Source organism: Microbacterium psychrotolerans (genome assembly GCF_031085295.1).
GTDB classification, from domain to species: domain Bacteria; phylum Actinomycetota; class Actinomycetes; order Actinomycetales; family Microbacteriaceae; genus Microbacterium; species Microbacterium psychrotolerans.
Genome location: NZ_JAVFWO010000001.1, coordinates 873,082 through 887,275, shown reverse-complemented (window position 1 = coordinate 887,275; position 14,194 = coordinate 873,082). Strand labels below are relative to the sequence as shown.

At 67.9% G+C, this 14,194-nt stretch carries 13 protein-coding genes; 6 read left to right on the top strand and 7 right to left on the bottom strand.

Features of this window, described 5'->3' with window-relative positions; translation table 11 throughout:
• Positions 1–237: 237 nt before the first annotated feature.
• Positions 238–1,488 (bottom strand): acyl-CoA dehydrogenase family protein, encoded by a 1,251-nt coding sequence (locus Q9R08_RS03845; protein WP_308866502.1) that lies wholly within the window; start codon positions 1,486–1,488, stop codon positions 238–240.
• 262 nt (positions 1,489–1,750) lie between these two features.
• Between Q9R08_RS03845 and Q9R08_RS03840 the strand changes: the two genes are divergently transcribed.
• The 3 genes from Q9R08_RS03840 (at position 1,751) to Q9R08_RS03830 (ending at position 4,351) form a co-directional block, all read left to right on the top strand.
• The gene (locus Q9R08_RS03840) at positions 1,751–3,049 is read left to right on the top strand and encodes a PucR family transcriptional regulator (RefSeq protein WP_308866500.1); all 1,299 of its coding nucleotides are present in this window, start codon (positions 1,751–1,753) and stop codon (positions 3,047–3,049) included.
• 203 nt (positions 3,050–3,252) lie between these two features.
• A complete protein-coding gene (locus tag Q9R08_RS03835; protein ID WP_308866499.1) occupies positions 3,253–3,963 on the top strand; it encodes an SDR family oxidoreductase in 711 nt (236 codons plus the stop codon).
• A gap of 55 nt (positions 3,964–4,018) precedes the next feature.
• Positions 4,019–4,351: a hypothetical protein gene (locus tag Q9R08_RS03830; protein ID WP_308866498.1), complete on the top strand. Its 333-nt coding sequence runs from the start codon at positions 4,019–4,021 to the stop codon at positions 4,349–4,351.
• 97 nt (positions 4,352–4,448) lie between these two features.
• Here the strand turns inward: Q9R08_RS03830 and Q9R08_RS03825 are convergent, their stop codons facing one another.
• Together Q9R08_RS03825 and Q9R08_RS03820 are read right to left on the bottom strand one after the other, a co-directional pair.
• Complete coding sequence (locus Q9R08_RS03825; RefSeq protein WP_308866497.1) at positions 4,449–5,318, bottom strand: NAD(P)-dependent oxidoreductase; 870 nt, start codon at positions 5,316–5,318, stop codon at positions 4,449–4,451.
• Positions 5,315–6,697, bottom strand: a complete 1,383-nt coding sequence (locus Q9R08_RS03820; RefSeq protein ID WP_308866496.1) for a M24 family metallopeptidase — start codon at positions 6,695–6,697, stop codon at positions 5,315–5,317. The genes Q9R08_RS03825 and Q9R08_RS03820 overlap by 4 nt, the downstream gene beginning before the upstream one ends.
• A gap of 111 nt (positions 6,698–6,808) precedes the next feature.
• On the opposite strand from Q9R08_RS03820, the gene Q9R08_RS03815 reads away from it, so the two are divergent.
• Positions 6,809–7,510, top strand: a complete 702-nt coding sequence (locus tag Q9R08_RS03815) for a helix-turn-helix domain-containing protein (RefSeq protein WP_308866495.1) — start codon at positions 6,809–6,811, stop codon at positions 7,508–7,510.
• A gap of 103 nt (positions 7,511–7,613) precedes the next feature.
• Here the strand turns inward: Q9R08_RS03815 and Q9R08_RS03810 are convergent, their stop codons facing one another.
• Positions 7,614–8,960: a dihydrolipoamide acetyltransferase family protein gene (locus Q9R08_RS03810; protein ID WP_308866494.1), complete on the bottom strand. Its 1,347-nt coding sequence runs from the start codon at positions 8,958–8,960 to the stop codon at positions 7,614–7,616.
• A gap of 2 nt (positions 8,961–8,962) precedes the next feature.
• Complete coding sequence (locus Q9R08_RS03805) at positions 8,963–11,140, bottom strand: alpha-ketoacid dehydrogenase subunit alpha/beta (RefSeq protein WP_308866493.1); 2,178 nt, start codon at positions 11,138–11,140, stop codon at positions 8,963–8,965.
• Positions 11,141–11,301: 161 nt separating this feature from the next.
• Between Q9R08_RS03805 and Q9R08_RS03800 the strand changes: the two genes are divergently transcribed.
• Both Q9R08_RS03800 and Q9R08_RS03795 read left to right on the top strand, forming a co-directional pair.
• The gene (locus Q9R08_RS03800; RefSeq protein ID WP_308866492.1) at positions 11,302–11,844 is read left to right on the top strand and encodes a VOC family protein; all 543 of its coding nucleotides are present in this window, start codon (positions 11,302–11,304) and stop codon (positions 11,842–11,844) included.
• Between the two features lie 14 nt (positions 11,845–11,858).
• Positions 11,859–12,524: a GntR family transcriptional regulator gene (locus Q9R08_RS03795; RefSeq protein ID WP_308866491.1), complete on the top strand. Its 666-nt coding sequence runs from the start codon at positions 11,859–11,861 to the stop codon at positions 12,522–12,524.
• 887 nt (positions 12,525–13,411) lie between these two features.
• Here Q9R08_RS03795 and Q9R08_RS03790 read toward each other — a convergent pair.
• Both Q9R08_RS03790 and Q9R08_RS03785 read right to left on the bottom strand, forming a co-directional pair.
• Positions 13,412–13,708: a putative quinol monooxygenase gene (locus Q9R08_RS03790; protein ID WP_308866490.1), complete on the bottom strand. Its 297-nt coding sequence runs from the start codon at positions 13,706–13,708 to the stop codon at positions 13,412–13,414.
• Between the two features lie 155 nt (positions 13,709–13,863).
• Entirely contained in the window at positions 13,864–13,992 is a 129-nt protein-coding gene (locus tag Q9R08_RS03785; protein WP_308866489.1) for a hypothetical protein, read from the bottom strand.
• Positions 13,993–14,194 lie beyond the last annotated feature (202 nt).

The following is a 14,194-nucleotide window of genomic DNA, read 5'->3' as shown; positions in this document are numbered from 1 at the left end:
GCCATCGGCCGCAATCGGGTTCCCGCTCCGAGAGCCTCGGTTTCATCCTTGAAACGCGAGTGTGTTCACTGTCACTGCACATCGGGCTGGGAGGCTTGCTCGGAGAGACCAAAGTGCGCGGGTCACGTTGACCCCCGGGGGCAACGGATCCGTCCGCGTGTCCACAAAGAAGGTCCCCGGCAGCGCACACACCGGGGTGGTGCGCTGTCGGGGACCGGGTTCGAGTGAGGCGGGTGGTCAGGCTCCGAGCAGATCGAGTCCGAAGTGCGCCCTCGCCGCCTGGACCTCGATGACCGGGACATGCTCGGCAATCTGCGCCTTCGACATCTGTGAGACGAGGAAGTAGTCCTGGAGGGCAACGCCACGCCGAGCGACCGACGAACCGACCGAACGGAACAGCAGCTCGGTCGCTTCGTGCGCGAGACGGCACGACGCGTACATCATGCTTCCGACCGCGAGCCACTCCTCGAAGGGAGGGATGTCACCCGACACGTGCCGCTCACCCAGACGCTCGTACTCGCGCGCCGCGCCGAGGAGCGTCGCCTGGGCGGCGTCGATCGTCGCGCGGGCGTGGCCCCAGATGCCCTGACTCTCGGCGTGCAGGTACCGCTCGACGATCGGCGGGTGCAGCCGCTTCTTCGTCAGGATCGTCTCTTCGTAGGCGTCGAACGCCGCCCATGCGGTGCCGACCTGTACTGCGGCCAGCGAGGCGGGGTACAGCGCCTGAATCTGACCGAGATACAGCGGGTTTCGAGTGGAGCGCGTTCCGTGTGTCCCGTCGGGAAGGGTCGAATAGCCCCACTCGAACATGGAGGAGACGTGCGACGCCGGCACGAAGACGTTCTCGGCGACGACCGCGTTGGATCCGCTTGCTCCGAGCGCCATCGTGACGTGGGCGCCCCACTCGGGGTCGATGGTGTAATCGTCGCGCGGGAGGAGGACGACCACAGGCGCCGGTTCCTTCCCCTCCTCGAGGAGGATCGCGGTCACCATGGCGTGGGTGGAGTACGGCACACCCGACGAGTACGGCCACTTGCCGTTGATGACGTACCCGCCATCAGTCGGAACCAGTGTGCCGTGTGGCGATGCGGAGTGCGGCGCGATGAACACCCCGTCCTCGCCGAACGCATCCCGAGCGACCTCCTCGGGGAAGTGGGCGACCAGCGGGATCGTGTGGCCGGTACCGAGCGTGAGGCACCAGCCGATGCCGGGGTCGCCCCGGGAGATCTCGATCATCGTGCGGTAGTACGTCTCGAGGCCGAACTCGTAGCCGCCGTACTGGCGCGGCTGCACCAGCCGGTAGAACCCGGCGTTCCCGAAGATCTCGTGGAGCTCGGCCGAGTACGTGCCGGCCTCGGCCGCGGCCACGCGATTCTCTCGCAGGACGGGACGCAGCGCGGCCGCCCGCTCGATGACTTCCTGCGGAGCGAGGCCGGGCTCCGGTACGCGGAGACCGCCCATGACGGCGGTGGTGTCGTTCGACGACATTGTCGTTCCCTTCGTGAGATCCGTCCCGGAGCGTTCCGCCCTCGGAGGAGGAGTGGGACGAGTCAACTTCGCACGCGCACCCGCCGCTTGCCCCGTCCGGCAAAATCGACCCCGGCGCTTTGACCCGGCGAGGCAAGTCGGTCGCGCCGATCCGCATTCCGGCCTGCGCGTGCTTGCCCTGCCACACCCGGCGCGTATAGTGCTTGCCACGCGCCCTAACCAAGTGCTCGGGCGCTCGCGAGGAGGCGGGAGGGGGTCATGCATGCCTGACAGCGGATCCTGGGTACGCAGACTCAGCCCCTCCGCACCCGTCGAGGAGTTCGAGCCGGATTGCCTGCCCGAGACGTGGAATCGCACGGTCGCCGCGATCGGAGTCGGACCGGCTGCATGGGTCGTAGAGTTGTCGGACTCTCTTGCGCCGCTGGCCCTGGACCCCGAGATCAGCCCCGCCCGACGCGACGAAGCACTCGCCGAGGTGCGACCGACGACGCAGGCCGTCGTGATGCAAGCACTGGTCGCGCTCGATCAGGGGCTTCCCGTGCCGACATCCGTTCCGCCCGAGACAGCCGTGCAGATCGCCCGGGCCGTGCGCAGACGAGTGCCCGTGGCGACGATCCTGAAGTATCAGCGCACGTCGCACGCCTACCTCAGCGACGTCCTGGTCGAAGCGTGCCGCCAGCTGGTGCCTCCGGAGGAGCAGACGCAGCAGCTGTCACAGCTCTCCCGGCTCCTGGTCGACCACGTCAGCGGATTCTCGCTGGCGTGCACTGCGGCGTTCATCGTCGAGGAACAGTCGTGGCTCGCGAGCATCGACGGCTCGCGGGGCGAGCTCGTGCGTTCTCTTCTCGCCGGTGAGCCGCCGGCAGGCGACCCCTCGAAGACACTCAGGTACGACCTCTCGAACCGGACTCACGTCGGACTGGTTCTCAGACGCGAGGCACGCGACGACGATGCCTCCCATGAAGCTTTGGCCAGGGTAGCCGCGGCGCTGCTGACCCGCATCGGCGCGACCGGTCAGCTCGTGATCCCCGCGGACGAGCATGAGGTGTGGGCCTGGGGCTCCTTCGTGAATCCCCGTGATGCCGATGTGCGCTCGATCGGCATCAGCCCAGACACCCTCGTCGCCGTCGGGCGCCCGGCATCCGGCCTCGAGGGATTCCGCAGCACGCACGAGAACGCCGGCACGGCGGCACGGGTCGCACTTCTTGCGAACGCTCCCCACTCGCGCGATCGCACAGTCTTCTTCGACGACGTGCGACTGACGGCGCTGCTCATGGCCGACCCGGTGGCCGCAGCGCGCTTCGTCCAGGACGAGCTGGGAGCGCTCGGTGGCCCGCGCGAGGCGGTCCTTCGCGAGACCGTCCGCGTCTACCTCGAATGCAACTGCAGCCCGGCGAGCGCCGCGACCCGGCTCAATGTCGTCAAGAACACCGTCGTGTACCGCATCCGGCGCGCCGAGGAGCTCCTCGGACGCAGCGTGAAGGAGCAGCAGGGCATGCTCTGGTCGGCGCTGCACCTCGCCGAGACATTCGATCTGGCTGACGCGTCCCACCCCGCCTGAAGGCGAGGGGGCCGGGGCTCTTGTCCTCCCGGCCCAACACTGTCGGCAGGATTGGGCCCTGCGGCGCAAGCCGGGCGACTGCCGTGGCCGCTTGAATCGACGCAGAACCGCGGACCCGACGCCTCATCGAGACGTGCCGAGCCCGCAGCCACACCCCACGGCTCCTCATCGGATGCCCGAGACCTCGAGGAAGAGGAACCAGCATGACCACGACCACCCGGACGTACCTCGTCGTCGGCGGAACCAGCGGGATCGGGCTCGAGATCAGCCGCGCGCTGACAGCGCGCGGTGACCGCGTCGTCCTGACAGGGCGCGACGCGGAGCGCGCGACCGAGGTCGCGGCGGGGCTCGGCGAGTCGGCGGCGGGAATCGCGCTCGACCTCGCCCAGCCCGAGACCATCGCGGCCAGCCTCGCCGGCGTGGGAGACGTGCACGGTCTCGTGATCGCCGGCGTCGAGCGCGATTCCAACACGGTCCGCGACTTCGACATCGCGGGCGCCACCCGCATCGCGACCCTCAAACTCGTGGGGTATGCCGAGACGATCCATGCGCTCGGTGAGCGGCTCTCGAACAGCACCGAGACCGGAATCGTGCTCTTCGGCGGAGTGGCACGCTATCGCCCGTACCCGGGCTCGCTCACGGTTTCGACGGTGAACGGCGGGGTGGAGGGCCTCGGAACGGCGCTCTCGGTCGAGTTGGCGCCGATCCGGGTGAACGTCCTGCACCCGGGCATCATCGGCGACTCGCCGTTCTGGTCGGGCAAGGAGCAGGCGCTGGCCGCTTATCGCTCCCGCACCCCTGGTGGCGAACTCGCCACCGTCGCCGATGTCGTCGGCGCAGCGCTCTTCCTGCTCGACAACCGCGGTATCTCCGGCGAACAGCTCCACGTCAACCGGGCCACGCTGGCGTCCTGACCCGCACACCTCTGCCGCCCGCCCTGCGAACGGCGTCTTGAAGGGACACAGTTCGATGAGTGCACTGACAGATCGACACCATCTCGGCGGCCCCGCGGGCGAGGGCAGGCACTTCGTCGTGTGGATGAGCGCCCGCGACGAAGTGTCGGCTCTCGTCGCCGGCTACGTCGTCCGGATCGACGAGCGCGGTCCGACGGGCCTGCGCATCCTCGCGGAGGGCGTCCCGCCCGCGGTCGTCGCCGGGCTCCTCCGAGAGCTCAGGATCGGGCATCTCCAGGACTACGACGTGGCGGTGATGTTCAGCGATTGGCGTCTGCGCGCACTCGCCCCGGCAGACACGCCCCGCTCACCGCTGGGCACGTTCCTCTCGGTACGCGTCGAATACTGAGCGCGCACCGCCACCCGGCGCAACGGGCTCCCCGTCGCGCCGCCAGCCGTCGCCGCGGGCCGTCACTCCTAGCGGCGGGGAGTCGTCAGCCGGCGTGTCAGATCAGGTCACGCCGGCTGACTTCGGCGATCGCGCTCCAGTCGAAGTCCTTCAGTTCGGGATCGGCCAGGGCGCGATCGAACACCGCCACGAGCGCTTCGAGGGTCGCCGGACGCACACCACCCGCCTCGGCCACCTCCTGGGCAAGGCCGAGGTCTTTGCGCCCCAGGACCATCTGGAAGCCGGGGGGCGTGTATTGGCGCCGCGCGATGAGATCTCCGTACACGGCGTAGACGGCTCCCCCGAAGAGGGTGCTGGAGAGCAGCTCGGTGAACAGCGCGGGGTCTACCCCCTGCCTCTCGGTCATGGCGACCGTCTCACCGATCGCCTGCATCGCGTGGATGATGTTGTAGTTGACGGCAGCCTTCACCGCGTTGGCCACAGACGGACGCTCGCCCAGTCGCCAGGTGCGCGTCCCGATGGCCGCCAGGTACGGCTCGAGACGCTCGACGGATGCCGCGGGCCCCGCAGCCAGGATGTTCAGCTGGCCCGCCTTCGCGATCTCAGGCCGGCCCAGCACCGGCGCAGCCACGTACACCGCCCCGGCCGCTTCGAACTGCGAGGTCAGCCTGTCGGCGAGCGCGGGACTGATCGACGCCATCATGACGTGGGTGCGTCCCGCAAGGCCGGCGACGGTGACGGGATCGAAGACCGAGTCCACGGCCTCGTCGTTGGCGAGCATCGAGAACGACACGTCGGCCGACAGTGCCTCCCCCGCGTCCCGGGCAGCGGTGGCGCCGCGATCGACGAACGCCGCGACAGCGCCGCTCGATCGGTTCCAGACGAGCACCTCGTGCCCGGCATCGAGGAGCCGCCCCGCTATGCCGGACCCCATCGAGCCCAGTCCCAGAAACCCGACAGTGCTCATGCCTCACCGCGCCCGGCGCGGGTGTTGAGGTGCGACTGCGAGTCTCGACGCAGATCGAGCGGGCCGTCGATCGTGTAGTACCGCTTGCCCGCGACCAGCAGGTCCTCCGCGGGGAACTTGGTGATGACTTCGCATCCGTCCGCGGTGACGACGACCTCCTCCTCGATGCGTGCGGCGCCCCACCCGTCGGCCGACGGCCAGTAGGTCTCGAGCGCGAATACGTTGCCCTCTTGCAGCACCTCGGGGTGATCGAGCGAGGTCAGCCGGGAGAAGATCGGCTTCTCCCAGATCGACAGGCCGACTCCGTGTCCGTACTGCAGGGCGAACGCCTCCTCCTCGTCGCCGAAGCCGAACTCCTGGGCGGTCGGCCACACGGACGCGATGTCGGCGGTCGTCGCCCCGGGGCGAACGAGTGCGATCGCCTGATCCATGTACTCGCGTGCGCGGACATACGCGTCCTTCTGCGCGGAACTCGCCGACCCGACGGCGAACGTCCGGTAATAGCAGGTGCGATAGCCGTTGAAGCTGTGCAGGATGTCGAAGAACGCAGGGTCGCCCGGGCGGATCAGCCGGTCGCTGAAGACATGCGGGTGCGGGGAGCATCGCTCGCCCGAGATCGCGTTGACCCCCTCGACGTACTCCGAGCCGAGATCGTAGAGCGTCTTGGCGACGAGCCCCACTGCCTCGTTCTCTCTCACACCGGGACGGAGGAACCGGTACAGCTCTTCGTAGGCGGCGTCGACCATCGAGGCCGCCTGGGTGAGCAACCGGATCTCGTCGGGCGTCTTGACTCGACGGGCCTCCATGAAGACCTGCTGCCCGTCGACGACCTGAACGCCCTCCTGCTGCAACGCGAAGAGGATCGGCAGCTCGATCACATCCACGCCGAGCGGCTGCGCGGCGAGCCCGAACTTCTCGAGCTCGCGCTTGATCTTCTTCGCGACCTTCGCAGCGATGTGCGCGTCGGGGGGGAAAGCGCCCCGCAGCGTCGAGATGCCCGCGCGGGCGCCGCTCTCGAGCCGCCGACGCTTGGCGCCTTCATGTGGCGCGTGGGGATCGGCATCCATCTCGGCCGTGGTCGTGTCGAGCCAGGGGTTGTACACCGCGTGGTGTTTCGCCGCCGATCCGAAGTCCCACACGATGGGGTCGGTGTTGCGCGTGAGGAGCGAGAAGCGGATGAGCTTGTCCATCGCCCACGTGCCGATGTGCGTGCCGCTCATGTATCGGATGTTCGAGAAGTCGAACGCGAGCACCGCGCCGAGCTCGGACCTGTCGAGCTCGGCTTTCAGCCGCGCCAGCCGCGCGTCGCGCAGACGATCCATGTCGATACGGGTCTCCCAATCGACGGCGTTCGTTCCGGTCGTTCCGGTGCTCCTCATCGAGGCCTCCTCGTGACGGCGCGCGGTCTGGTACTTTACGCGCGTACAGTCTTACTGTACATGACTGTCGGCTTGGCGGTATACACTGACCCAAAACCCAGAAGGGGTCGCATGTCAGAAAGCCTGGGTGCACGCATCCGCGCCGCACGCACAGCACGCGGAATGAGCCTGCGCAGCGTCGCGCAGTCTCTGGGAGTCTCGGCGTCGCTGGTGTCGCAGATCGAGATCGGCAAGACGCAGCCGTCTGTGTCGACGCTCTACGCCCTCGCCAGCCACCTCGGTGCGTCGATCGATGAGCTCATGGGCATGCCGGCTGCGGCTCCCGAGTCGAGCGATGGCGCCCCGATCGACCCCGGCAGCCCCAGCGCACCCATCGTTCAGCAGGCGGCGGACAACCCGGTGATCGAGATGGAGAACGGGGTCCGCTGGGAGCGCCTCGCCGTCGGCGTCGGCGGGCCGGTGGACGCCATCCTGGTGACCTACGCGCCCGGCGCCACCAGTTCGGTCGAGGGCAAACTCATGCGACATGCGGGAGTGGAGTACGCCTATCTGATCGAGGGCGAGCTCACCCTGCAGCTCGAATTCGACACCCACATCCTGCGGCCCGGCGACTCGCTGCACTTCGACTCGATCCGCCCCCACCTCTACCTCAACCACACCGACGCCCCCGCCAAGGGCGTGTGGTTCGTCCTCGGCCGTCGCCAGCAGAACCTCGCCCTGCCGGACTCCCCTCTGGCCGCACCCTCGGCATCCGGTGCGACGCCGGCCTCGGCGGTCGACGTGCTCCGCGCGATGGACGAGCTGACGAGCTGAGCCGTCGCCCGCGTCGCGCCAGGCGAACGAGACGTCGCTCCGGGGTGGCACCTTCGTCAGGGGGTGGATGCCGCGGAGAACCTCGTGATCGAAACTCCGCGCATCAGATGAGGATGGTCAGCGGGTTCTCGATGCGTCGCTGGAACGCGGCGAGCCACTGGGCGGCGACGGCGCCGTCGAGCACCCGGTGATCCGCGGAGAGAGTGACTGTCATGACCTGCCCCACGGCGAGCTGACCCGTCTCGTCCACGACGGGCATCGGCCGCGCCGCTCCCACGGCGAGGATCCCGGACTGGGGCGGGTTGAGAATCGCGCTGAACTCCGATGTTCCGTACATCCCGAGGTTGGACACGGAGAAGCTCCCGCCTTCGAGTTCGTGCTGCTTCAGTCGGCCGGCGCGGGCGCGTTCCGCCAGCTCGGCGACCGTGGCGCTCACGCGCGCCAGCGGCATCCGCTCGACGTATCGCAGGACCGGTGTGGTGAGTCCGCCCTCCGTCGCAACGGCGACCGAGAGGTCGACCGACGAGAAAGTGCGGATGCTGTCGCCGTTCCAGATCGCGTTGGCAGCCGGAACCTCGACCAGCGCCCCGGCCACGGCCTTCAGGACGAAGTCGTTCACCGAGATCTTGCGAGGCGCGGTCTCGTTGACCGACCGACGCAGTTCCAGCAGTGCATCGACGCGGCAGTCCGCGACGAGGTAGAAGTGGGGAACCGACGACTTGCTCTCGGTCAGGCGTCGGGCGATCGCCTTGCGCATCCGATCGAGCGGGACGTCCTGGTACGACGCATCGGCGACCGCCGACTGCGGTGTCGGTGCCGAGGACGCGAGGGTGGCGACGAGAGCCGGATGCGCGTCGGCCGGCTGCGCGGCGGACTTGGCCTGTGCGAGGTGCTTCTCGAGGTCGCGGCGCACGATCCGCCCCTGTGGGCCCGTGCCCTGGATGTCGCCGATGGCCACACCGCTCTGCGCGGCGAGCCGGCGAACGAGAGGACTCGCGAAGAGGCGGCGCCCGTCGCCGTCACCGTCTGCCGCGGGAGCCGCGGCAGACTCGGTAGCCGGGGCGGAGGCGGTAGCTGGGGCGAGCTCCGCAGCCGGGGCGGGCTCCGCAGTCGGCGCGGGGGCGGCAGCCTGGGCGGGCACGGCAGTCGGCGCGGACTGAGACGCGACGCCGATCTCGGAGAGGGCTCTCTCGATGTGCTCGTCGGTCTCCCCGGACGCGAGCATCACGATGATCGGGTCGCCGACGGCGACGCTGTCGCCTTCCGGGACGAGGAGACGGCCGATGATGCCATCGGTCTCGGCTGTGAGCTCCACGATCGCCTTGTCGGTCTCGATCTCGGCCAGCGCCTGATGGATCGCCACGACCGCGCCGGGCTCGACGAGCCAGGTCTGGATCGCGGCTTCCTCGGCGCCGGCCAGCACCTCGGGCATGCGGATGATGTCAGCCATGGTCAGACTCCGAATCCGGCGCGGACCGATTCCAGTCCCGCGACCACTTCTTCGGTACGGGCGATGGCGGCGCGCTCGAGAACACGGGAGATGCTCGGCGACGCTTCCTCGCCGGTCACTCGAGCGACGGGCTGGTCGAGCCAGTCGAAGTAGCGGCGCTGGATCTCGTCGGCCAGCCACGCGCCGTACGACGTGCCCTGTGCTCCCTGTTCGACGATGAGCACGGCGTTTGTCTTCTTGATGCTCTCGCCGAGCGTGCCCCAGTCGATGGATGCGCGGTCGAGCCAGCGCAGATCGATGAGCTCGGCGTCGATGCCTGTCTGCTCGATCGCCTCCTTCGCGTGGGCGATCATCGACAGGTAGCTGATGACCGTCACGTCCGAGCCCTCGCGGAGAACGGCGGCCGACCCCGGCGGGATCACGTAGTCGAGGTCGCCCTCGGGGATCTCGTCGGTCGTCCCGTACAGATCGACGTGCTCGATCACGAGTACCGGGTCCTGCAGGGCGAGCGCGGCGTTCATGAGTCCGATGTAGTCGGTCGCGTTGGATGCGGCGACGATGCGCCAGCCGGGACTCGTGGCGAAGATGCCGGCGGGGTCCATGAGGTGCTGTGAGCCGTACCCGGACCCCATGGCCACCTTCGTGCGAAGCACGAGCGGAACCGGGTTGTCGCCGCCGAACATGTGGCGAGCTTTCCCGATCTGGTTGAAGACCTGATCGGCCGCAACCCACATGAAGTCGGGGTACATGAATTCGACGACCGGACGGAACCGTCCGTCCAGAGCCAGGCCCCCGGCCAGACCCACGAAGGCGTTCTCGCTGATCGGCGTGCCGAGCACACGGCCCTCGCCGTGCGCCTTGACCAGACCCTTCGTGGCGCCGTTCGTCCCTCCGTTGAGGCGGTGCACGTCCTCCCCCATCACCACGATGCGAGGATCTTCCGTCATGCGCCGGTCCATCACCTGTGCGACGGCATCCACGAACTTGATCGTGCGGGTGGGGGCGGCGCCGTCCAGTGCGGGCAGACCCACGACCTCGCTGCCGTCGCCGCGGACGCCGACATTGACGAAGCTCGTCTCCGGCCAGAGTGCGGGCCGGACGCGGCGCTTGCCCGGGCGGTCGGGGTCGCTCTCGAGCAGCTGCTCCACGGCCTCGGTCATCGCGCTCTGCACGCGTCCGCGGAGGGCGGTCACGTCGTCCTGGGTGAGCAGGCCGCGCCGGATCATGTGCTGGGCGACGAGGTCGAGCGGGTCGCGCGCCCGCCAGGCCGCTTCCTCTTCCTTCTCGCGGTAGCCGAAGGCGCTGCCGGGGTAGGGTCCGTTCTGGTGGAAGAAGCGGTAGACCTCGGCTTCGATGATCGTGGGGCCCCCGCCGGAGCGCATCCGCTCGGCTGCCTCTTCCATCGCAAGATGCACGGCGAGGGGGTCCATGCCGTCGACGCGCCAGGAGGGGATGCTGAACCCCTGACCCCGGACGGAGAATCGCGGGTCGGCGGTGATCTCATCGGCGTGGGTGGAGACGGCGTACAGGTTGTTCTCGACGAAGAAGCAAACAGGCAGCTTCCACGCCGCAGCCAGGTTCATCGACTCCAGCACCGACCCGATCTGCGCGGCACCGTCGCCGAAGTAGTTGATCGTGAGGTCGGTCGTGCCGGAGTGCTTCTGCGCCCAGGCGTTGCCCGTCGCCATCGGAGCGCCGCCGCCGACGATCGCGTTGGTTCCCAGCGCACCGGCCTCGAACCACTGCAGGTGCATGGATCCGCCCCGCCCGCGGCAGTACCCCTGCGCCAGGCCGAGGATCTCGGCGAGAGTGCGCTGCAGCACGGTCTGGATAGCGGGGGTGACGGGGTGCGCCGGATCGATCGCGCCACCGGCCACGTGGGTGAGCGCCTTGGCGAGGAACTGATGGTGCCCGCGATGCGACCCGTTCACGCCGTCCGCGGAGCGCAGGCCCATGATCGACCCGACCGCGCCGCCTTCCTGGCCGATGCTCGAGTGCGCGGGGCCGTGGACGATTCCCTCACCGGCCAGCTCCAGAACCGACTCCTCGAATGCACGGATCAGATGCAGCTGGGTGAGCATCGTTCCGAGGAAGGCCGGCTCCGCGGCATCCCAGTCGGCGCGTGTCGTCGACAGGTCGAACCAGTCGACGCCTGTCTGCAGTCGCTTCTTCTTCGGCATCGTCGCCCATTCCGGTCAGCGTCGCAGCGAACCGCTGTGATCACCACCACCGTAGACCACGATTTGATCCAATACAAGCCGTTCTCTTCCTATTCTTGAGCCACTTGCGACTAGAATCGGCTCACTGGATACAATCGATTCGAGAGCGAAGGAGCCAACGGGTGTCTGAGAAGAAGGCGCGAGGCATCCCCGGCCTTCGCGGGACGGATCACATCGGCTTCACGGTGCCCGACCTCGAGGAGGCTCACCACTTCCTGGTCGACATCCTCGGGTCCGAGATGATCTACGAGCTCGGCGCGAAGCGCGCGGACGACGATTGGATGCAGACGCACCTGGGCGTGCATCCGCGTACCGTCGTCCGGGAGATCCGGTTCTACCGGCTCGGCAACGGCGCGAACTTCGAGATGTTCTTGTACGAGGCCGCGGACGGGCAGGCGCCGCAACCTCGCAACAGCGACATCGGCGGTCACCACATCGCTTTCTACGTGGACGACATGGATGTCGCCGTGAGCTACCTTCGTGAGAACGGTGTCGCCGTCATGGGGGAACCGACCGCGAGCAAGCAGTCGGCCGAGGGCCAGCGTTGGATCTACTTCCGGAGCCCCTGGGGCCTCCAGTTCGAACTCGTCAGCTTCCCGGGCGGCAAGGCGTACGAGAATGGAGCCGAGCGGGTGCTCTGGCATCCGGCACATCCCGACCGATGACGGAAGGAACCCGGATGCCGCCCAGCGTGACGACCCACGGTGCTACCGGCGCGCGGGTCGCGGCGACTCTCCGCGATGCGATCCTGTCTGGAACGTACGCCCCCGGCGAGCGCATCAGGCAGGACGAGCTCGCCGAACGGCACGGTTCGAGCCGACTGCCCGTCCGCGAGGCCCTGCGCATGCTTGAGGCAGAGGGCCTTGTCACCCTGGTCGCCAACACGGGCGCCTGGGTGTCGAAGCTCAGCGTCGAGGAATGTCAGGAGATGTACCAGGTGCGGGAACGATTGGAACCGCTCCTGCTTCGACTGAACGTGCCGCTGCTGACCGAAGACACGATCGACGGCCTCCAGTTCCTCGCCGATTCGATGGAGGCCTGCGAAGACGTAGAGCGCTTCCTGCGCCTCGACCGCGAGTTCCACCTGTCATGCCTGAACGCCGTATCGACCAGCCTGCTCGGAGACATCGTGCTCAACCTGTGGAACCGCACGCAGCACTATCGGCGGGCCGCCACGCGCCTGTTCTACCTCGACGGCGACCGGAGCGTGCACCACGACCATCAACTCCTCGTCAACGCGCTGGACAAGCGGGACGCGGAGGAGGCTGAACATGTGCTGGCGCGGCATATTCGTCGAAGTCGGCTCGAGCTGGCCCGCCATCCGGAGCTATTCGACAGTCGCTAAGGAGAGCCGGCGGCGCGACGCGCCCGCTCTTCTCTGCGCGATTGCCGGGCATCCTGCCCTGCACATCGACCGGGTCGAGGATCTCCTGGCCACGCTACTTCCACGCCGTCGACTTCCCCCGCTCGCAGGCGCCGACGCGCAGTGCAACGTCGCCTTGATGGACGTCGCCACCCCACCGTCGACGGTGTTTCGGGGTCTTCATTCAACGCCTACGCGGGCCCGAAGAACATCAGCGAGTTGCCGTTCGCCGATCATGACGGTGGCCGTCGGGCGGATGCGCGGAATATCGAACTCCTACGCACTGCTAGGACGGCCCGGCGACCGACCGGCTGCCCACAGCCGTTTCGACGGTCGACTGCCTGAACCGCCGTGCGTGGCCGAGATCACGCTGCTGGTCGTCGCAGATGCGTGAGATGCGCGAGCGACCGTTCTATGGTCCGATGAGCGCGCGCCTGGGCGAGCACCAGCAGTCTCACCTCACACCATCATCATGCAAGTGCTCATATGACCAAGAACACAACCGCGTCGCCGCATCGCACACAGCTCAACCCAACGTTGAAGTCGCGCATGGCCGAGCCGCACCGGCCACAGGGGAACTTCGCCTCCGGACGATTGCTCACCGCCGCCTCGTCGTGGATGTTCGCCCTACGAGAGTCGAAGGGCCCATGAACCTCGGCGGACGCCCGAGCAGAGCACGCTTCGCCGCCATCGTCGGCGACGCCAGCCGTGGCCTTTCCTTGCATGCGCACTTTGTTTCGCAACTTTCCTAGCGCCCCTCTGTGACAAGAGTGCCGGCTCAACGAGCCACAAGCTGATCCGAGTGTCTCAGGGGTCGAGACATCCGGCTGATGTTCGGCGCGTGCCAGCGACGCGGCCTGGCCTTTGGGCTAGAGGTGATCGAGCACCTCCGCACGAGTGAGAGTGGGGGCCGACACGACCAACGACGCCAGCGGCGGAACCCCCGCCGGCGTTGAGCGCCATGACCGGTAAGCCTCATCGTCGGCGATTGTTGCCCACCGCTCCACGAGCACGAATCGCGTCGGGTCGTCGACGTCAACCGAGACCTCGACGCCGAGGCATCCCGGCTGAGCCCGAGTGCCCTCAAGTGTCTTGCGGATGAGCGCAGGAGCCTCGCCGAGGAGGTCGGGATCGAGTCGGACTACGAACACAGACAGCACAGTCATGATTCATGTGTAGTCTTACTTCTATCAAGTGTCAAGTAATGCTTCACTGTGTGGAGCATGGCTGAATTCCAGCCATTCGCGACACGATCCGCGGGCATCTTCGCATCTTTCGCCGACCGAGGAGTCGGCGATTCTTCAAACACGTGACTGTCCGCCTAGACCCCGCCGCGTAATAACGCCGGTTGTCCGAGCGTCACCCCGTTCTGGTTGAAGGAGTCGACTGCGAACCACGTCTCCTGGTCGGCGTTGAGGGACGGCACGTCGAGGTGCGTCCTGTCGTACACCAGTCAACTGCGGTAGAGCTTGTCCGGGCTCGCGCCATAGCGGATGTTCTACCCGTGGGCGCCGACAGCGGCGTTCCAAGTGAGACGTGCGGTCAGTGCGTCCAGACGCACCGCGTCAGCCGCCACCGGGGGCGGGGCACTGCCTTCTCCGTGTCCGAAGAGGCGGAGTCCGCTCACCGCGAAGGCGCCGCCGAAGGGAAGC